Annotated in this window: 21 protein-coding genes; 9 read left to right on the top strand and 12 right to left on the bottom strand. The window is 34.3% G+C overall.

Going from position 1 to position 19,978, the window contains the following annotated elements:
- Positions 1 to 33: 33 nt before the first annotated feature.
- On the top strand, positions 34 to 1,902 hold the full coding sequence (locus tag AC1B0Z_RS06285) for a TonB-dependent receptor plug domain-containing protein (RefSeq protein ID WP_483794777.1): 1,869 nt from the start codon (positions 34 to 36) through the stop codon (positions 1,900 to 1,902).
- Between the two features lie 10 nt (positions 1,903 to 1,912).
- Positions 1,913 to 2,482, top strand: a complete 570-nt coding sequence (locus AC1B0Z_RS06280) for a PAS domain-containing protein (protein ID WP_483794776.1) — start codon at positions 1,913 to 1,915, stop codon at positions 2,480 to 2,482.
- 343 nt (positions 2,483 to 2,825) lie between these two features.
- Here the strand turns inward: AC1B0Z_RS06280 and AC1B0Z_RS06275 are convergent, their stop codons facing one another.
- Positions 2,826 to 3,542 (bottom strand): Dph6-related ATP pyrophosphatase, encoded by a 717-nt coding sequence (locus AC1B0Z_RS06275; protein WP_483794775.1) that lies wholly within the window; start codon positions 3,540 to 3,542, stop codon positions 2,826 to 2,828.
- A gap of 11 nt (positions 3,543 to 3,553) precedes the next feature.
- Positions 3,554 to 4,993 (bottom strand): S41 family peptidase, encoded by a 1,440-nt coding sequence (locus tag AC1B0Z_RS06270; protein ID WP_483794774.1) that lies wholly within the window; start codon positions 4,991 to 4,993, stop codon positions 3,554 to 3,556.
- 352 nt (positions 4,994 to 5,345) lie between these two features.
- Here AC1B0Z_RS06270 and AC1B0Z_RS06265 point away from each other — a divergent pair, with 352 nt between their 5' ends.
- The 4 genes from AC1B0Z_RS06265 to AC1B0Z_RS06250 all read left to right on the top strand — a co-directional run bounded on the left by AC1B0Z_RS06265 (position 5,346) and on the right by AC1B0Z_RS06250 (position 7,620).
- Positions 5,346 to 5,855, top strand: a complete 510-nt coding sequence (locus AC1B0Z_RS06265) for an RNA polymerase sigma factor (protein WP_130963460.1) — start codon at positions 5,346 to 5,348, stop codon at positions 5,853 to 5,855.
- Positions 5,842 to 6,342, top strand: a complete 501-nt coding sequence (locus tag AC1B0Z_RS06260; protein ID WP_483794773.1) for a hypothetical protein — start codon at positions 5,842 to 5,844, stop codon at positions 6,340 to 6,342. The genes AC1B0Z_RS06265 and AC1B0Z_RS06260 overlap by 14 nt, the downstream gene beginning before the upstream one ends.
- A gap of 10 nt (positions 6,343 to 6,352) precedes the next feature.
- Positions 6,353 to 6,946 carry a DUF4252 domain-containing protein gene (locus tag AC1B0Z_RS06255; RefSeq protein WP_483794772.1) on the top strand — a complete coding sequence of 198 codons (594 nt, stop codon included), beginning with the start codon at positions 6,353 to 6,355 and terminating at the stop codon, positions 6,944 to 6,946.
- A 131-nt stretch (positions 6,947 to 7,077) separates the two neighbouring features.
- On the top strand, positions 7,078 to 7,620 hold the full coding sequence (locus tag AC1B0Z_RS06250) for a DUF4252 domain-containing protein (RefSeq protein ID WP_483794771.1): 543 nt from the start codon (positions 7,078 to 7,080) through the stop codon (positions 7,618 to 7,620).
- A 92-nt stretch (positions 7,621 to 7,712) separates the two neighbouring features.
- Here AC1B0Z_RS06250 and AC1B0Z_RS06245 read toward each other — a convergent pair whose 3' ends face one another.
- From AC1B0Z_RS06245 to AC1B0Z_RS06235, 3 genes are all read right to left on the bottom strand, one after another.
- A complete protein-coding gene (locus AC1B0Z_RS06245) occupies positions 7,713 to 7,886 on the bottom strand; it encodes a hypothetical protein (protein WP_483794770.1) in 174 nt (57 codons plus the stop codon).
- Between the two features lie 9 nt (positions 7,887 to 7,895).
- Positions 7,896 to 9,239: an adenylosuccinate lyase gene (purB, locus tag AC1B0Z_RS06240; RefSeq protein ID WP_483794769.1), complete on the bottom strand. Its 1,344-nt coding sequence runs from the start codon at positions 9,237 to 9,239 to the stop codon at positions 7,896 to 7,898.
- 65 nt (positions 9,240 to 9,304) lie between these two features.
- Positions 9,305 to 9,895, bottom strand: a complete 591-nt coding sequence (locus AC1B0Z_RS06235; protein ID WP_483794768.1) for an adenylosuccinate lyase — start codon at positions 9,893 to 9,895, stop codon at positions 9,305 to 9,307.
- 37 nt (positions 9,896 to 9,932) lie between these two features.
- Between AC1B0Z_RS06235 and AC1B0Z_RS06230 the strand changes: the two genes are divergently transcribed.
- From AC1B0Z_RS06230 to AC1B0Z_RS06220, 3 genes are all read left to right on the top strand, one after another.
- Positions 9,933 to 10,406, top strand: coding sequence for a heme-binding domain-containing protein (locus tag AC1B0Z_RS06230; RefSeq protein ID WP_483794767.1), 474 nt, complete (start codon positions 9,933 to 9,935; stop codon positions 10,404 to 10,406).
- Between the two features lie 78 nt (positions 10,407 to 10,484).
- A complete protein-coding gene (locus AC1B0Z_RS06225; protein ID WP_483794766.1) occupies positions 10,485 to 11,717 on the top strand; it encodes a glycosyltransferase in 1,233 nt (410 codons plus the stop codon).
- Between the two features lie 205 nt (positions 11,718 to 11,922).
- Positions 11,923 to 15,156, top strand: coding sequence for an Ig-like domain-containing protein (locus AC1B0Z_RS06220; protein WP_483794765.1), 3,234 nt, complete (start codon positions 11,923 to 11,925; stop codon positions 15,154 to 15,156).
- A 258-nt stretch (positions 15,157 to 15,414) separates the two neighbouring features.
- On the opposite strand, the gene AC1B0Z_RS06215 is transcribed toward AC1B0Z_RS06220, so the two are convergent.
- The 7 genes from AC1B0Z_RS06215 to AC1B0Z_RS06185 form a co-directional block, all read right to left on the bottom strand.
- The gene (locus AC1B0Z_RS06215) at positions 15,415 to 15,876 is read right to left on the bottom strand and encodes a VOC family protein (protein WP_483794764.1); all 462 of its coding nucleotides are present in this window, start codon (positions 15,874 to 15,876) and stop codon (positions 15,415 to 15,417) included.
- A gap of 93 nt (positions 15,877 to 15,969) precedes the next feature.
- Entirely contained in the window at positions 15,970 to 16,389 is a 420-nt protein-coding gene (locus AC1B0Z_RS06210) for a type II toxin-antitoxin system VapC family toxin (RefSeq protein WP_483794763.1), read from the bottom strand.
- Entirely contained in the window at positions 16,386 to 16,634 is a 249-nt protein-coding gene (locus AC1B0Z_RS06205; RefSeq protein WP_076614653.1) for a DUF6364 family protein, read from the bottom strand. The genes AC1B0Z_RS06210 and AC1B0Z_RS06205 overlap by 4 nt, the downstream gene beginning before the upstream one ends.
- 311 nt (positions 16,635 to 16,945) lie before the next feature.
- Positions 16,946 to 17,356: a hypothetical protein gene (locus AC1B0Z_RS06200; RefSeq protein WP_483794762.1), complete on the bottom strand. Its 411-nt coding sequence runs from the start codon at positions 17,354 to 17,356 to the stop codon at positions 16,946 to 16,948.
- 190 nt (positions 17,357 to 17,546) lie between these two features.
- Positions 17,547 to 18,632 carry a serine hydrolase domain-containing protein gene (locus AC1B0Z_RS06195; protein ID WP_483794760.1) on the bottom strand — a complete coding sequence of 362 codons (1,086 nt, stop codon included), beginning with the start codon at positions 18,630 to 18,632 and terminating at the stop codon, positions 17,547 to 17,549.
- A gap of 271 nt (positions 18,633 to 18,903) precedes the next feature.
- Positions 18,904 to 19,542 carry a DUF998 domain-containing protein gene (locus tag AC1B0Z_RS06190; protein WP_483794759.1) on the bottom strand — a complete coding sequence of 213 codons (639 nt, stop codon included), beginning with the start codon at positions 19,540 to 19,542 and terminating at the stop codon, positions 18,904 to 18,906.
- Positions 19,543 to 19,675: 133 nt separating this feature from the next.
- The gene (locus AC1B0Z_RS06185) at positions 19,676 to 19,978 is read right to left on the bottom strand and encodes a HigA family addiction module antitoxin (protein ID WP_483794758.1); all 303 of its coding nucleotides are present in this window, start codon (positions 19,976 to 19,978) and stop codon (positions 19,676 to 19,678) included.

Here is a 19,978-nt window from a genome sequence, read left to right as displayed (position 1 = left end):
ATCCATGCGATTCTCGAGTAATTATTCATTAAAATGAAACACAAAACTGTTTTTGGTGTCCTATGCTTAGGATGCTCGTTGTTTAGTTTTGCGCAGCAGCAAACTGATTCAACTAAAGTAGAGCAACTTGACGAAGTTGTTATTTCAGACTCTCGTTTTGCCTTGAAACGTGAAAATTCAGGAAAAACGGTTATTAAAATTTCTCAAAATGAAATTGAGCGTAGCCAAGGCAGGACGCTTACAGATTTAATAAATACCAAAAGTGGTATTGAAATAAACGGTACGCGCAGTGTGGCAGGACAAAACATCTCAAGTTTTGTACGTGGTGGAAATAACAGACAGGTTTTAGTGTTGATTGATGGTGTTCAAATTAACGATCCATCCTTAGTAAACAATGAATTAGATTTAAGGTTGATAGACTTAAATACCATTGAGTCTATCGAAATTATAAAAGGTGCTGCCAGTACACTTTATGGTAATGGCGCTGCAACTGCAGTAATAAATATTACTACCAAAAAGGCTTCAAAAGATGAAATCTCAGGAAATTTTTTAACCGTGGTTGGTACCAATCAAACTCAAGATGATTTAAATTATAACGGCGCGAGTTTTACCAATAATGTTTCGGTAAACGGTACTTTAGATAAATTTACCTACTTAGCAAGTTTTGGTAACCAATTTGCAGATGGCTTGTCAGCTTTCAAGTCTGAAAACGCGGAAAAAGACCCATTTTCTAGATACAATACCAATTTAAAATTAGGCTATGAGTTTTGTGATAATTTTGAATTGATAGCCTACGCCAGTTTAGATAAATTTAAAACGGATATTGATGGGTTTCCGCCTCCAAATTTCTCATTTGCCGATACTAACGATGAGTATATTTCGCAACAGAAGCGGGTAGGAGTTTCACCAAAACTAACCTATAAAAATGGAAGTTTTCAAGTAAATGCAGCTTACACTAAAATTGATAGAGAAACTATTTCGGCTTTTGGCTCAATCAATGAAGCAGATAGTTATGTGATTGATGCCTTTAATAAATACAACTTCAATAATCAGTTTTATACCATAATAGGTATAAATTATGGGGACTATAACAGTGTTTTTGCCGAAGAAGAAAGTTTTACCAATACAGACCCATATTTAAATCTGGTATATGTTTCAGATTTTGGATTAAATATTAATGTAGGTGGGCGACTGAACAATCATAGCGAATATGGTTCTCATTTTGTGTATAATTTGAATCCGTCTTATAGTATTTCGGTTAATGAAGGTTATGCAAAAGTATTTGGATCTTATGCCACGTCATTTATTGCACCAAATCTATCACAACTGTTTGGTTTTTTTGGCGCAAATCCTGATTTGAAGCCAGAAGAAAACACAACGCTTGAGGGAGGTATTGAATACAATACGAAAAAGGGCGTTCGCGTAAATGGTGTTTATTTCAACAGAAAAGAAATACATACCATTATTTTTACTTCGGCTTATGAGAATGCTACGACTGATGCTACGGTTCACGGTATTGAGATAGAAGCCCAATTGGATTTGACGGACAATTTATCGTTGTCTTCAAATTATACGTTTACAGAAGTTAAAGATGGTATACGTTTGCGAATACCAAAACATAAAGCCAATGCTAGTTTGGGGTATGATATCTGTGAAAATACTTTTGCATCGCTAAACTATCAATTTGTTGGAAAGCGCACAGATACCAATTTTTCTACGTTTGCCAACGAAGATTTAAGTGCTTATTCTTTAATCGATTTATATTTCAGTCATAAAATGCTTAAAAACAAGGTGAAACTTTTTGCTAACATCACCAATCTTTTGAATGAAGATTACCTTGAAATTTTAGGATATACTACAAGAGGTAGAAATGTGAGTTTGGGTATGACCTTGAATTTATAAACTTTGAGTCATGAAGCATAATTTATATAATATGATGGGACTGGATATGTTCCTATCATCGTTAAGTAAAACAGAATATGAAGTAGTTTCTAAAACCATATCTAAGGGTTCTAGGATAATTACACCACTCACAAGTTGGGATATTTATAGTCAAGGATATATTGAAAAATTACAGGAAGCTGAGCGTTTGCAGGATATAAGAAAGGTGAAATCTTATGCCAAAAAAATGAATTGGCAGAATGATATTGACTTTATATTTGATGAACAGCCATTTGAGGCCATTCTGATAACAGATTTAAAGCAAAATATAATATGGGTGAATAAGGGATTTACTCTAATGACGGGGTATTTAAAGCGTGAAGTTTTAAAAAAAACACCAAGAGTTTTGCAGGGTTCAAAAACATCGGAGGTGTCAAGAAGTAACATTAAGGAAAAACTAGGAACCAATTTGCCCTTTACTGAGGTGATTACTAATTATAAAAAAGATGGTACGCCGTATAAATGTGAGGTAAAGATATTTCCATTAAATGTTAATGGCAGGAAAACCCACTTTATTGCTTTGGAGCAACAGATAGCATAATTCATATTTATCTTTTGACCTGAAAGCTCTACCTAGAAACTAAAACTGTGGGTTCGATGCAAACTGCAATTTAAACAGCTAAATATCGATAAAACAATATATATGCTGTCATTCCGAACGAAGTATGAGGAGGAATCTCATCGCTTTTGAGATTTCTCTTCGCTCCTTCCTCGCTCTGTCGAAATTGTAAAGCTTTTCTTTTTCGCCATACTAATAAGGAATATATATCGAACTCAAGTTAAATAGTGTCAACTAGAACTTGTTTCAGGTAATCATTCTTTTTTATGTGAGATACTGAAGAATCTGAAACGAGTTCAGAATGACAAAAAATGAACTGTCAGATTTATTTTGGAATTAAATCACAGTACCAAACACCATATTTATCCGAACTACAAACAGAATCATCAGTATTTGGTGTATCATATTCTCGATATACTTTTTCACCTATTGTAAAATCTATTGGGTTTTTAAAAATTGGTCCATCAAAGCAGAAGGTATGAAACTCTCCATTTTCGCCACAAGGGTCAACAATTTCAGGTAGATTATTGATGAAGTTTTTATCGATAATTGTTCCGACAAAATCTTCATCGAAATATTTTGAGTTGGCACAAACAATTATGGTTTTAAAGCCTAAACCTAAAAACTCATTTAATAGTGCTTTCGTGTCTCTTTTCCAAATAGGGAATACAGCATTAAAGCCCTGTTTTGCTAATTGGTCTTCACGATACTTTCGTAAATCTTCTAAAAAAATATCACCAAAAGCTGAATGTGTAAAGCCTTCAGATTTTAATCTAGAAACAGTTTCATTCATTTTTTGTTCATACACTTCCATACTGGGCATTTCAGGAAGTTCTATCAAACTTGCAGGAATATCGAGTGCATTAGTTTGTGTAAGCAATAATTCCTTTCTTAAACCATGCATGGACACACGATTGTAGTGTGAGTTTACAGTTGTAATTAATTCTTCAACCGAATATTCTTCACTCTGGAGTAAATAATATAATGCAAGTGCAGAGTCTTTACCAGAACTCCAGTTGAAATAGGTTTTGTGCGGTTTCAATAAAATTTCGATTAATCTACTATCATGCCACCTTTTTCAAATGGAAGAAAATCATTACTATCTATTTCTGATTTAATAAGCAATACAGGTTGTTCCTTTATTAGATTTCTTTTACTAGTAGAATTTTCAATATCTGTTATTGCCAAGGCTAACATCGGCTCGTTTACCTCTCCCAACACACCTAAATTCAATGGTCTTTCTTCGTATTCAAAACCAATAGATGGAGTTAAGCCAGTGCCAGGAACAGCTTCTAGATCCCGATTTACCCCATTAGCAATTAAAGGTTGGAGAGCATAAGTGTGCGCTGGATTAGCACCTTGTCTTCTAAATCCATTTTCGGCTCCAGAGTCATAAAAAGTATTTGAAGCTTGTGTTTTACCAGTAGTATTAGTACCTATTTGTACAACCTCTATATAAGGTCTTAAGCCATTAATTAATCCTTCACTTGCTGAAGCTGATCTATCGGTTGTTAGTACATATATTTTGGTTAATCCAATGCTGTTAATTGTATTTCCATCAAAATTATCGGTAAATAAGAAGTCTCTATTTTCTGTTTGTAAATTTTCATTAAAAACTAGTTTTTCAAATACTTGCCCTTTAAATTGCCCAGTAATCATACTAGCTAAAAATGTTGTTGTGCTTACACTACCACCGGGGTTATAGCGTAAATCCAAAACAAGGTGCTGTATATTGTTAGATTTAAAGTTTTCAAAAACCGTGTTTAATTCGTTTTCCGATCCTCTGGTAAACCCATTATACATTAAATACCCAACATTTTCTCCGCCTACCTGAAAAACCTTATTGATATGAATTGGGTTCTCCGTAAACTGAAATTTTTCTAAAGTAATATTGGTGCCATTGGGCTCAATAATATCATCTGTATCTTCTGGGGTGCCATTATCGTTGTAGGTACCTAAATTAATCGTATAAACATCTGGACCTAATAGATCTCCAGCATTAGTTCTTGTGATTGTTGTACCGTTAATCTGACCAAATAAGTCCCCTCTTTTCACGCCCTTCGTATCGGCTTCGCTGCCGTTTAAAACCAATCTGACAACACCAACCAGGTCTGTGCTACTATTTGGAGCGGCATAAAGAGCGAACTCCATACCATTAGTTTTAAAAATACCTTGTTGGCGTTGCTCTAATGCTATATAGTCGTCGACAATAATACTAAACCTATCGACTGTTTGTCTTTGAAAAATTAAGCTTTCAAATAGGGCTTCGGGAGACGAGAAAGAGTTTAAATATTCTGCATATTCAGCATTGTTCGTGAATCTATCATTGGCCAAATTTGGAACTTCACTTTTGTACAAATACACAGCATTCATTGCTTTCCATACAAAATCATTAATACTGCTGGCTTGAACAGTGTTATCATCTCTATCCTCAAAACAACTTGTTAAAACTAGGGCAGCTAAAATTAGTGCTAGGGCTTTTATTCTTTTCATTTTTCGCAATTTTCTATAAGTAATCTATTAAACCCTAAATTTACTTACATTATTGTACAATAAAAAATTAATCGATGAATTGGTGTTAAAAGAAAGGAGACAGGAGAAAAGGGAGAAAATAGTTTATTATTATAAATAGGTGTTAGCAGATAAGCCCCGCGTAAGGGATTGAACGGTATGTTTAAGCTCCCCGACGCAGGAGGGAGCGAGTAGTGAAAGCCCGACCCCTTGTGGGTTACGCCCAAATTTTTAATTTTTTTAAATATTGTTGTAACAAAATAAATAGTGGTTCGTCGTAATTACAAATAGCGATAATAAAGTTATTATAACCACAACATTAACCATAACCAAAATGACTCAGAATGAGTTTTTAAACATAGTAATGCCTTTTAAGGATAAAGTGTTTCGTTTAGCAAAACGACTGCTGGTTTCTACAGAAGAGGCCGAAGACGCCACCCAAGAGGTGCTGTTGAAACTATGGCGAAATAAAAGTAAGATTGGTGAGTATAAGAATGTGGAGGCGTTTTCTATGACAATGACAAAGAATTTTTGTTTTGATAAGCTAAAGTCAAAACAGGCACAAAATTTAAAGATTGTACATAGCAATTATGAGGAGAAAAACACACCATTACAAAAACAAGTGGAACTGAATGATAGTGTAAGTTGGGTAGAGCGCATTATTGAAGAATTACCCGAACAACAACGCATGATAATTCAGCTAAGAGACATAGAAGAATATGATTTTGATGAGATTGCGAAAATGCTGGATATGAATAATACGGCAGTACGAGTAGCCTTATCGAGAGCAAGAAAAACAATAAGAGAACGATTAACTAATACTCATAATTATGGTATTAAATAGCATAGAAAAATTACTTGAAAAGTACGAGAACGGGGAAACGAGCCTTAAGGAAGAGCAAGTGTTAAAAAACTATTTTTCTGGAGACAACGTTGCATCACACTTAGAGCACTACAAACCCATGTTTGTGTATTTTTTGGGAAACCAACAAGAACAGTTTACTAAAGACCTTCCATTAAAAACTAAAAAGCGATTTAATTACAAATGGTTATCGGTTGCAGCAGTAGCGGTTATAATGTTGGGGGTTTATTTTAGTAAGGACGTAATTGTAGGTCCAGACGAATGTGAACAAAACCTAGTTGGTACGTTTTGTGAACCAGAAGAGGCTTTTAACGAAGTTTCTAAACAATTAGCAATGATTTCAAATCATTTTAATAAAGGTACGGCTACCGTGGGCTACTTAGACGAGGTAAACAAAGGCGCGTCCACCTTAAATTATTTGAATGAGATCGAAAATTCGACAAGTATAATTTTTAAGAAAGATCAGTAAAAACACAAAAATGAAAACTTTAAATACACTTAACACAAATAAGATGAAAACACGATTAATAGTAGTAATTATGGCAATTATGTTGTTGCCGTTAACAGGAATGGCTCAAAAAAATGTTTTTGAGAAGTACAGTGACGATCCTAATGTAACCTTTGTGAACATTAAACCAAAGATGTTCCAGATGTTGGCAAAAATAAATATTGATGTTGATGACCCTGAGGCGCAAGCTTATATGGATATGGTAAAAAGCATTACCAGTTTTAAAACTATTGTTACTGATAATTCAGCAATTTCAGCAGATATTACAAAATGGGTAAAATCTCGTTCTAGTAAGTTAGAAGAACTTATGGAAGTGAAGGATGATGGTACCGAAGTGATGTTTTATGTAAAAGAAGGAAGGGATGCAGACCACGTGGAAGAGTTGTTAATATTTGTAACAGGTATTGATAGAAAAATGGATGAGAAAGTTGAGATTAATGGAAAAGAGCGTAAAATAGAAACTGTAGTAGTATCTATGACAGGAGATATCGATTTAAACGAAATCTCTAAGTTAACGCAAAAAATGAATATCCCTGGAGGGCAGCATTTAGAGAAAGACAAATAAGATATCATCAAATTTCAATCATAAAATGAACATATATTTTCTTCATTCTATCTTTTAAATTTAGAATGAAGAAAATTTGTGTAACTTTTAAATATTTAAGCATTCAGAGCTTAATTTTAATCATCAAACAAATGAAACGAACAGTTAAAACCTTTTTTATAACAGCTTTATTAAGTGTTGTTTTGGTAAGCTGTAATAGTGAACCAAGTTTACAGCGCTATTTTGTAGATCATCAAGAACAGCCAAATTTTATATCTCAGGATTTACCGGTATCTATGGTGAAATTAGATAAAACGAATTTTACTGAAGAGCAGAATGAAGCTTTTAATTCAGTACGCAGGTTGAATTTCTTAGGTTTTAATATAAACGATACTAACAAGGATGTATATGCAACAGAGCTAGGTAAGGTGAAATCCATTTTAAAGCAGGACAAATATCAGGACTTAATGGAGTTTAGTGACAAAGGCAGAAAGATTTTGGTAAAATATATTGGTGACGATGATGAAGCGGATGAAGTGGTACTTTTTGGAAGTGCAGAAGATATGGGTTTTGCAGTAGTGAGAATTTTAGGAAGTGACATGAGTCCTGAAAAAATGGTAACCCTTAGTGAAGCATTAAAAACATCAAATCTTGATGAGACACAGATTCAAGAAATGCTCGATTTTTTTAAGTAGATAAATTACTTATAGATTATAATGTTAATAGAAAAAAGGTTTCCAATTTGGAAACCTTTTTTGATTTATTTTTTTATAGACTATCGAAATAGTTAGTCTTGTTTTTGGCGATAATTAGAGTAAAGTAAATTGATTAGTATAGCAAAAAACACCAGTGTTAAAATGGTAAGCACTAAAAAGTTATCCAGAATGTCCAGCACACCGAACACAAAGATACCAACTGCCATAAAACCGGTAAGTACTAAAGATTGTTTGTCGCTCAACATAATTATCAATTAAATTCCAGTATAATTACCTGGAGTAATTTGTTTTAATTCTGATTTAATTTCATCAGAAACCTCTAAGGTATCTATAAAATTTGAAATTGAAGTTTGATTTATCCTTTCGTTGGTTCTAGTAAGTCCTTTTAAAGCTTCATAAGGATTTGGATACCCTTCCCTTCTTAATATGGTTTGAATCGCTTCAGCTACTACCGCCCAATTGTTTTCTAAATCTTCAGCAAACTTACTTTCGTTTAGTAATAATTTGTTTAATCCTTTTAAGGTGGATTTAAAACCTATGATAGTATGGCCAAAAGGTACACCAACGTTTCTTAAAACCGTACTATCCGTTAAGTCGCGTTGTAATCTTGATATTGGTAATTTAGCAGCGAGATGTTCGAAAATGGCATTAGCAATACCCAAGTTTCCTTCAGAATTTTCAAAATCAATAGGATTTACTTTGTGTGGCATTGCAGAGCTACCAACTTCTCCTTTTTTAATTTTTTGTTTGAAATAGTCCATCGATACATAGGTCCAAACATCCCTGTCCAAATCAATTAAAATAGTATTGATGCGTTTTAAAGTATCGAACAACGCAGCCATATGATCGTAATGTTCAATCTGCGTAGTTGGGAAGGAGTGCTGCAATCCTAATTTTTCTTGAACAAATGCATTTCCAAAGGCTTTCCAGTCAATATTTGGATAAGCAACATGGTGTGCATTAAAATTACCCGTTGCGCCTCCAAATTTAGCGGCACTAGGTATATCATTTAATAAATTAAATTGCTCTTCTAAACGTACAACAAACACCTCAATTTCCTTACCTAAACGAGTAGGGGAGGCAGGCTGCCCGTGGGTTCGTGCTAACATTGAAACTTTAGCCCAATCTTTTACTAGCTCCTTTAATCTATTTAAAACATTAAAATATTCTGGAACATAAACATCATTCATGGCCTCTTTAATACTTAATGGAATAGCCGTATTATTAATGTCCTGCGATGTTAATCCAAAATGGATAAATTCTTTATATTCTGAAAGCCCTAAAGCATCAAATTTTTCTTTTATAAAATACTCAACAGCCTTAACGTCGTGATTGGTTATGCGCTCTATCTTTTTTATAGCCTCAGCATTTTCAGAAGAGAAATCTTTGTAAATCGCTCTTAAATCTTCAAAAATGTTGTGATTTACCTTTTCTAATTGGGGTAAGGGAATTTCGCAAAGTGCGATGAAATATTCTATTTCAACTAAAACACGATATTTAATCAAAGCTTCTTCTGAAAAATATGCACCTAATGCGTCAATTTTGCTTCTGTAACGACCATCAATTGGAGAAATGGCGTTTAGTGATGATAAAGACATTTTTGTTCGATTTTTAGAAAGCCACAAAGATACGTTTTGATTTACGATTTGTGATATAAGATGTATTATTTTTTAGATGGTTTTTCTTTGGTTGATTTCTTTATCTTTTTCAAAATATGTCTTGCACGTGCTTTAAAGGCTGCGCTTTGCGAGTGGAAATCGCGCTCTAAGATTAAAACCAATTCTGGGTAAATCCAATCAAATTCTTTTCCTAAAAGAAACAGCGTATGCATAGCGTAAGCTTTTGGGGCTACTTTTTCATCATTAATCATATAGTCGAAACAGATTTCGATAATACGTTCTTTATGAACTTCTGTTAAGTGGTGTTTTATAAAATTATCTTCTTTTGATGTATATGCTTTTGCCAGGAGTTCGCAAATTTTTGCAACAGGTCGTACTGCTGAATCTAAGTGTACTTTTTTTATGTTGGCAGTAAATGTATCCAAATACGGTACAATAGCTTCTGGTTTATTACCGCACATAAACTCTAAAACCCAGGCAGCTCTGGGCGAAATTTTATCATTAACCATAAAGAGAATGTCCAGCAGTTTAGGAAGCAACTTAGGATTTTCAACTAGTAAATTGGCATAATAAAGACGTTTTTCACGCGAGTGATTTACATAATTTAATTCTTTGTAAAGTTCAGCCGTAGTCAAAAGGTTTTCTTATTTTTAAAATCTAAAATTCAACCGTATGAAAATAGTAAAAAAAATAGGTTTGGTACTATTGATTGTACTTCTAGTAGCTCAATTTTTCGGTCCGGAAAAAAATGAGGGCGATATCGCTTCAGTAAATGCCTTTGAAGCTGAAACAAATCCTCCCGAAAATGTAAAACTCATTTTAAAAAACGCTTGTTATGATTGCCATAGTGATGCTACCCGTTATCCATGGTATAATAGTATTACTCCAGTAAATTATTGGTTGGCTGGACATGTTAAAGACGGGAAAAAGCATTTTAATGTATCTAAGTGGAAAGGTAATTCCGTTAAACGAAAAGACCATAAATTTGAGGAATTGATTGAGGAGGTTGAAGAGGGAGAGATGCCATTAAATTCTTATACATGGACGCATGGCGATGCAAAATTAACCGAAGCGCAGGTTAAAGCCGTAATAGATTGGGCAAAACAAGTACGTGTGATGTACGGATTACAACCAAAGCCTGAATAAGATTCCAAAATCCAATAGAACAAACTTTAGTATTATAAAATTTATTTGAAGTTTGATATTTGAGTTTCGCACGTATTTATGGAGAAAAAATTATTGATTATAGGCTACGTATGGCCAGAACCCAATAGTTCTGCGGCTGGAAGCCACATGCTGCAGTTAATTGATGTATTTCTTTCTGAAAGCTACCATATAACATTTGCTAGTCCCTGTGCCAAAACTCAAAATGCTTTTGATTTAAATACTATTGGTATTACTGCAAAAACTATCGCGTTGAATGATTCAAGTTTTGATGATTTTATTAAGACATTGCATCCTCAAATTGTTATGTTCGATAGGTTTATGATGGAAGAGCAATTTGGATGGCGGGTTGCAGAACAATGTCCCAATGCCATTAAAATTTTAGATACCGAAGATTTACATTTTTTACGCAAAGGAAGACATCAAGCTTTAAAGGACAAGCGGACATTTGATAAAAAGTATTTGTTCAATGATGTTGCAAAACGTGAAATTGCAAGTATATATCGTTGTGATTTAAGTTTAATTATTTCTAAAGCTGAAATGGAAATACTAAAAAATGATTTTAAGGTTGATGAATCATCATTGCTGTATATGCCTTTTCTTGAAGATGAAATTTTAGAACACCATTTTTCTGAACTCCCAAGATTTGAAGAGCGACAACATTTTATTACTATTGGGAATTTTTTACATCCTCCAAATTATGATGCTGTCTTGTATTTAAAAGAAGCCGTATGGCCTTTGATTAGAAAGGAATTGCCATATGCTCAGTTGCATGTTTACGGAGCGTATGCTACTGAAAAAGTGACTCAGTTGCAGAATGAAAAGCAAGGATTTTTCATTAAAGGATTTGCTGAGGATTTAAATCAAGTGATGCAAAAAGCAAAGGTGTGTTTATCGCCTATTAGATTTGGTGCTGGACTAAAAGGTAAATTTATCGACGCCATGAAAAACGGTACACCGATAGTTACAACTAAAGTGGGGGCAGAAGGAATGGTTGCCCCAATAATGGCGAGCGGATTTATTGGTGATACTCCTGAAGATATTGCTAAAAAAGCGGTTAAGCTCTATAATGATAATCAACTATGGAGCGAAAAACACAAGGCGATTCCTCAAATTTTCAATACATATTTCAATAAAAACCATCACAAGAATACTTTCCTGAATGTATTAAATGAGACTTTAGACAATCTTGAAAAAAAGCGCCAAAATAATTTCATTGGACAAATGCTAGTGCATCACACCTTGCATAGTACAAGGTATTTGAGTAAATGGATCGAGGAGAAGAATAAATAAATTTTTATTTAGAAGTTGTAGTTCAGCACTTTAAATTAGTGTTCATTTTAAAAGCTCACCAGCTATTTTTGGTATCATAACTAGATATTTCTGCAATATCATTGATAATAGTTAACTTTATAAAAAAATTGTTTTGAATTGTCTTTGTAAGGGTTTTTTTGCGTTCATCATAATGTTCTGTGCATTTAGGGTAGCGTGTCAAAATGTGCCGCCTAACCTAATTGCAACTGGCGATCAAAGTTATTGCCCAGGTACCCAGATTAGCATTGCTACAAGTTTTGATATTATTGATCCTGATGATACACAGATTGATACATTTTTTGTTCAAATTTCCACGGGATACACATTTGGAGAAGATACGTTACTTCTTACGGGAAGCCATCCAAATATAGTATGGACATGGGATGCGAACCAAGGTAAAATGTCATTTGCAAGTGCATCTGGTGGTGGTACCTCTATGAATTATACTGATTTAGTTGCAGCTATAAACGATGTTGTTTACCAAGGAACTGTCAACACAGATGCAGGAGATAAATTTTTCTCTTTTACCATTGGAAGTGCAAACTATTTACCATCAACAGGTCATTATTATGAATATATTCCCGATTTAGGAATAACATGGACTGCCGCTAGGGCAGCAGCAGATGCAAGAACCTATTTTGGCTTAAAAGGATATTTGGCTACTATTACTACCCCAGAAGAAGCACAACTTTCCGGTGAACAAGCTGCAGGTGCGGGTTGGATAGGAGGAAGTGACGAACAAACAGAAGGGGTTTGGAGATGGATGACTGGACCTGAAGCTGGAACCATATTTTGGAACGGTTTAGCTAACGGAACAACGCCAAATTTTGCCAATTGGAATACTGGAGAACCGAACCAATTTGGGGATGAAGATTATGCACATGTAACCAGTCCAAATATTGGTAATTTAGGGTCATGGAACGATTTACCAAATGCAGGAGATACAAATCCATCCAGTCCATACCATCCACAAGGCTACATCGTAGAATATGGTGGCACACCTGGAGATATTATTGTCGATATTTCTGCCAGTACAAGAATAAATATTCCTGAAATCACAAATGTGGTCACACCGCCTGCCATATGTGGCCCTGGAAGTTTTACTTTGGAAGCAACTGCTTCAAATGGCGATGTAGCTTGGTTTGATAGCCCAATAGCTACAATACCTGTTTTTACTGGATCGTTATTCACTACTCCTGTACTAAATACAACTTCTAGCTATTACGCTATGGCATCAGTTAACGGTTGCTACATCGGAGAAAGAACAGCGGTAATTGTGCAAGTGAATCCTATACCAGATATTGTGAGCGTTGACGAAACTACCATTTGTTTTGGGGAAACAGGAACTTTGGGTGCCAGTGCTTCCATAGGTATAGTTAATTGGTATTCTGCACCCACTGGTGGAACTGCTATTGCAAGTGGTAGTTTGTTTAATACTCCTATTCTCACAAATACCGCGACTTATTACGTTGAAGCCACTGCAAATGGTTGTACAACAGCAACACGAACACCAGTTACTATAATGGTGCAGCAAACAATGGCGCCTACAGGAAATGGCCTGCAGGAGTTTTGTGACATAGAAAATACAACTCTAGCAGGTTTGGATGCAGTGGGGATTGATATAAAATGGTATGAAACTCCAATAGGAGGTGTGGAAATAAGTTCAGCTACGGTAGTACAAAACAACACAACTTATTACGCGTCTCAGACAGTTTCTGGATGCGAAAGTGTAGATAGATTAGAGGTGTTGGTGTTTGTTTATGAAACCGTAGTACCATTACTCCCCTCAGAAATAGACGTGATGGAAACCTGTGATTCTGACTTAGATGGAGATGCCAATAACGGACTCGCTCTATTTGATTTAACTATATATGAACAGGTATTATTAAATGGACGTAATGCTGCCGAATTTAGCTTTCAGTACTTTACTGATGATGCAAGACTAACACCTATTGTTGCAGACCCAAGATCTTTCGAAAATACTACAGCAAATGAACAAACCATATATGTTAGAATAGAGAATAATTTAAATGTAAACTGCTACACCGATGTGTCATTTAATATTCGGGTAAATCCGCTACCAAATGTTCAGCCTGCGGTAACGTTTCAAAATTGTGATGAGGATGGTAACCCTGATGGGTTTACAAATTTTAACTTAAATGAATTGGATGATATCATCACTAGCGAATCTCCTGCTAATTTCGATATTACGTACCATGCGTCTCTAAATGATGCCAATATGGCCAATAATCCGTTAAATCCGTTACCTTATAATAATCAAACCTCAAATACCATTTATGGTCGTGTGGGGAATAACGAAACTGGCTGTTATGATGTTACGATGATAATCCTTGATGTTTCCACAACAGCGCTTTCACCAAATTTTATTGGAGCGATAGATACATGTGACGATGACGATATTCCTGATGGTTTTCATGTGTTCGATTTGACTACGGTTTCTGCAGATTTCATAAACCAATTTCCAACAGGTCAAAATTTAACAGTGCGCTTTTTTAAGAGTTTGTCTGATGCTCAATTAGAAGAAAATGAAATTCTAAATCCAACAAATTACACCAATGGTACTCCGTTTTCTGAAACTTTGTATGTTAGGGTTGAAAGTGAAGATAATGGCGATTGTTTTGGTATAGGACCAAATTTGATATTGACAGTTTTTCCGCGTCCAGAATTTGAGGTGGACCAATCCCAAACCTTTTGTTTAAATGGAGGCTCCGTTAATTTAAGCACCTTTAATCCTAATGGAACCTATTCATTTGAATGGCGAGATTCAAACGATACTATTGTTAGTACCTCCGAAACCGCTACAGTGGCAACCGAAGATATTTATACCGTAGTGGCAACATCAGTTGAAGGCTGTGAATCATTTCCTGTTTCGTTTCAAGTGAAAGCATCGGGAATTTCTACAATTACGGAAGCAGATGTTACAGTTAAGGATTTATCAAATAACAACACCATTGCCATTGATGATTCCAATATTGGTATTGGAGACTATGATTTTGCTTTGGATAATGAATTTGGGCCATTTCAAGATAGTCCAGTATTTCAAAATGTATTTGCTGGAGAGCATACTGTTTATGTGAGAGATAAAAACGGTTGTGGAGTGGTTGGCCTTCAGGTTTTCGTCATGGGCTTTCCTAAGTTTTTTACGCCCAATGGCGATGGTATCAATGACACTTGGAATGTTAAAGGCCTAAGCAATGCGTATTTGCAAAACACTACTGTTTTCATTTATGATAGGTATGGTAAGCTTATCAAACAATTAAAGCCTTGGGCTGAAGGTTGGAATGGTACGTTTAATGGGAAGTTACTTGCTACAAATGATTATTGGTACGTGGTAAATTTAGTGGACGACACAGGTGCTACTAGGATTTTCAAAGGACACTTTAGTTTAATTAGGTAGTTTTTTAATTTGAGCGCCTGCTTGCCAGTAGGCAGGTTCTCTTCGCGATAGCTATCGAGAAATGGCTTCAAATATACAGCCTTAGATCATTAGAGTTGAAGTATTCAATCTATAACATGCGTTTGTTTGTGAGCTTTATTTTTAAATTGAAAACATTTTCTTTTTGGAAAGGTTCGTTTATCGACCTCTTATAACTGTCAGTTAAAGGCAAATTAACCTAGAAAAACTAGGTTTTTATCTCAGTTCTTTAGGCCATCTTTATTCATCTTTTATTTCTAGCCATTGTTCATAGGTTACAACTCGTTTTTCGTCATCTCCATTGGTCTTTCCTGGTAAAATCCCTATGAATTCGAGATAATGTCCATCTGGATCGCTAAAATATATAGAGACTGCTGGCATCCAACAAAAAACCATTGGTTTTTCATTGTCGTCTTGTAGAAAATTCCAATAATTTAAGTTGTGAGATTTTAAAAAATCAATAGATTCGTTTATTATCCATTCAGGGTTACATTCAAAAGCAAAATGCCTTAAATCAATTTCTTCTTTAGGCTTTTCCCATAAGCCAAGCATGGCTTGTTTGTCACTTCCAATCCAGAAAAAGGCAGTTCTCCTATCTGATCCAAATCGACACTGTTTTAAACCAAGAACTTTAGAGTAAAATTCAATTGATGTCTCTAAGTTTTCAACATAGAGATGAGTTTCATAAAGTCCTTTAATCATAATCTATTTTCGTTTTCTTAAATACCATACAACATCCATTTTGTATGACGCAGTGAGGCGTGCCCGCGAATAGTTCATTGTTGGGTGTAGTTATTATTTATTCAGAGATTTTAAAAACTCATCTGCTGTCATTACAGGTAATAATGATTTCTTAAAGTCCTTTCCGTTTCTTGTTATTATAATTTCACATTCTGATTCGGCCGCACTGAAATATTGCAATGCATCTTCAAAGTCTTTTATCGAAGAATTAAGTCCCTTTTCAATCGTTTGTTCATCGAGAGAGCATATTTCACAGATTATCTTAAATTTTCGAAGTTTTTCTCTAGCAATTTTCTCGTTCTCAAATTTTGCTATAAAATAGTTTACTGTTGCAAAAGAAATAGGCGAAACAACCATTGTCAGCTTTTCTTTTTCGGCCAACGTTGCAATTTTTGCAATCGGTTCGTAAAATGGTTTTCGATCTCCTAAAAAGTCCAACATCACATTTGTGTCTATAAAAATCCTTTTGCTCATTTATACTTCTCGATTAAATAATCAGAATATTCTTTTTTATAGTCCAAATCAGCTGGAATTTCAGTTCCCGTTGAGATACTTTTCACGAAAGGTGAAATCTCGAATTCAGAAGTATCGTTTTCAGAAGTCAAGGATTGTAAATAGGCTTCTACAATTCGAGATAGGCTCATCTTTTTATTAGAAGCGTATTCCTTTGCCTTTTCAATAATCCTCTGATTGAGCTTTAAAGTTAATTTTGTGTCCATAACAAATCATTTATACGTACAAATATAATAAAATAATCCGTATAAAATAGTTAGCAATAACTTTTGCTGTGAGGTTTAATTCTGACTAACGGTTAAATTTAGTATAATTTTCCTACACAAAATTTGACTCGTTAGCTAAAGAAATTAATAGAGTTTCTTTATGTAGGGAATTACACCCAACGGTCTCTATGAGTAGTTGCATGTGTTAGCACTTAATTTTGCAAGTACACACCAAACTGAAAATCCTTAAGGATTTTCAGAAGTAGGCGAGAACAAGCAATTACTTATAGTTCATTGTTGTGTGGCGTATTTTATATTGGTTTAAAATGAACGTCTATACTGGGTAATGCAGGTGGGTCATTTTGTTGAGAAACTAATGTTAGAATCAGTTTAGTCTTGTCAATAGATTTAATTTGCGAAGTAATTTTTTCCTTGATTCCTAGTTCAATATATTTCCCTTCAGAATGGTAAGTCCAAATACCGCTTTCATTTTTTCCATCTTCTCTAATTAAATTATATGTTCCGTCTTTTTTAAATTTGAAATCGAAATCAAAAGCACCGGGCATTTGTCCGATTTTCACTCCATCCATCATAGCATATTCTATTTCCCATTGCTTGCACAAAACATTTTTCAATTCAGATTTGGATAAAGTAACTTCTTGTGCAAAGGAAGCTAAATTCATTCCAATAATTAGTCCGATTACGATTAAGTTTTTTTTCATTTTGTAATTTTCATTTAGTTTTTTTGCTCAATATGATGCACAAGGGTCTCATGTAACCGTTAGTTAAGGGTCAATGTGTATTAATTTTCGTTTTGGCACTGACATTAGCAATTTCCAGAGGATTCTGAGGTAGTCTAATCTGTAGTAATTGCAGTTATGCATTGTTGCGTGCTCGGTTTTTTACATTATTTTATTTAATCAGTTCCTTAATAATTTTCAATGCATAGTCGGTTAATTGTCCTTCCGAACTGTTATTCGATAAAATTGCAATTCCTACTGATTTTGCTGGAACTATTACAACTATACTAGAACTTCCATATGTGCCGCCATTATGGAAATATATAGTTTCATTATTTACTTCATAAATTCCCCAGCCAAGTCCTACATTTTGTTCTTTCCCATTTAATTGGTCTTGAAGAACAATACTAATTACATTAGCAATGTCAATAGGTTTTGTAATATGCAAATTCAAAAATTTTAATAAGTCTGGCATTGTTGTTTTAACACTACCTGATGGACTTAAACCTGCTAATTGAATTAGAGGCATTTTCTCGGATTTCCTATGAGGTATTGCTATATCGATAAGATTATTCTCTGTCAATCTAACAAAAGTATTTTCAAGATTTTGCTTGTCCACTAAATACTTTATAAATAGTTGCTCGAATGTTAATTTTTGAGATTTTTCGAGAGCATAACCTAATAGTCCTATACCAAAGTTGGAATAGTTGATTTTTCCATAATCATTTAAAGTATCAGTTTTTTTGAGAATTTCTAACATAAAATTTTCAGTAAAAATCGCATAGGGATCGTCTTCGTTAAAACCTTCTAAATTCACTAAACTTTTTGTACTATCGAATTGTGGAAGTCCAGAGGTGTGAGTTGCTAAATCAACTAACCTTACTTTTGATGACCATTTCTTATCAGCAACCACATTTTTGGGCAAATACTTCGATAAAAGGTCTAAACGGTTTATTTTTTTTTCTGTTTCAAGTGATGCAAGAATATATGCGGTATATAATTTCGTGACAGAGCCAATTTCGAATAGCGTAGTACTGTCAATATCTTTTTCATTTCTAACGTACTTTCCACCATAATAATATTGTTTAATAGAATCATTTTTAATAATTCCAATGCTCAAACCTACATTTGTAGTATCTTTAAAATGTTCCGTCGCTATACTATCGGCAAGTACTTTGGTATCCTGTGACAACACTATTTGGCTTATTGCGAATAGAAACAAGAATGAGGTCAATTTTACATTTACAGAAATATTCATTTATTTAATTTGTCGTTTTTGTAAATAATGTTTAAAATTATGTAGCCTTTATTCAGGACGGGTCATAATTGTGTGTAACGGTCTGGTGTAGGCTCGTTGCGTGCAAATTAGCGATTATTTTTCGGTTGAGCTACAAGCCAGATTTTTAAATTTTACTATTTACCTGCCCGTCTGGCAGGCGGGTCTTTTTTATTGGAAATCGTCAAATTTAAAAATTTGACGATTTCCAAATACACGTTAATCTCTATTTAATCAATTGATTGTAAGTTAGTTATATACGTTGTTGCCTGCTGGATTTTTTATTTCTCACTGTAATCGCGCATATCACAATCCAAAGGATAAATGTTAATTCCACCATTCTTTGAATCAGTCCAACATAATTAGAATTAGTGCTTGCAAATAAAACTATTACGAATAATAATCCAATTCCACCAATTACAAATGATTGCATTGAAAAGGTATTTGAGAGGAACCTTTTTACGCCGAAACCAGTTAAAATTATAGATATTGGAACGAAAATATAAGTTAATGCTCCAGTCAAATTATGAATCAGTTGAGACGTACTTGGATTAATCAGTTCTTTATTACATCCACTATCACATGGGAAAATTGAAACAACAATTGTCGCCAATCCATAAAAAATTCCAACTCCAAAAAATCCTATTCTACTCCATTTACGATTTTTAAAATACTGTTCTGAAAGAAAACAGAATATGGTAAAAAGTATACCACTCGGTATATAACCGAAAATCCTCAAAGTCAAACCATATTCTGTGTCAATAGCATAAGTTTCGCTTATAAACTGTTTATGAATATCGTAACCGTCAATTAAAAATCCACCAATTAGTGTCGTAATCAGGAATAAAAATGCCCCAAGTATTCCAATGTAGAAAACAAATTTATTCTTCATTTGTATTAGTTTTCAGCTTGCAGTTAACAGTCTATGCTATGAGTAGTTGCCTGGTTTAGCACGAACTTTTGCAAGTACGCAATAAGCTGGAAGTTCCGCAGGAATTTTCAGGATAAGCCCGTAATAGCAATTGTTAGGCAACGTTTTTGTTTTCGTATTTTTTTATTTTGTCCAATTCTGCTTGTTTTTTATTTCGTTCTTCTTCGATGTCGTAATCATCTTGAAGTCCAAGCCAGAATTTGGCTGAGTTTCCAAAATATTTACTCAATCTCAATGCTGTGTCCGCAGTTATTCTGCGCCGACCTTTTATAATTTCAGAAATTCTTGTTTGAGGGATTTTCAAGTCCTTTGAAAGTCGGTAAGCCGAAATTTCAAGTGGCTCAAGGAATTCCAAATTCAAGACTTCACCAGGATGTACATTTGCCAACTTTTCCAT

The organism is Hyunsoonleella sp. J2K-J805, from assembly GCF_057167125.1.
Note: the sequence above shows the minus strand (reverse complement) of the source record. Positions and strands in the feature narration are given on the sequence as shown.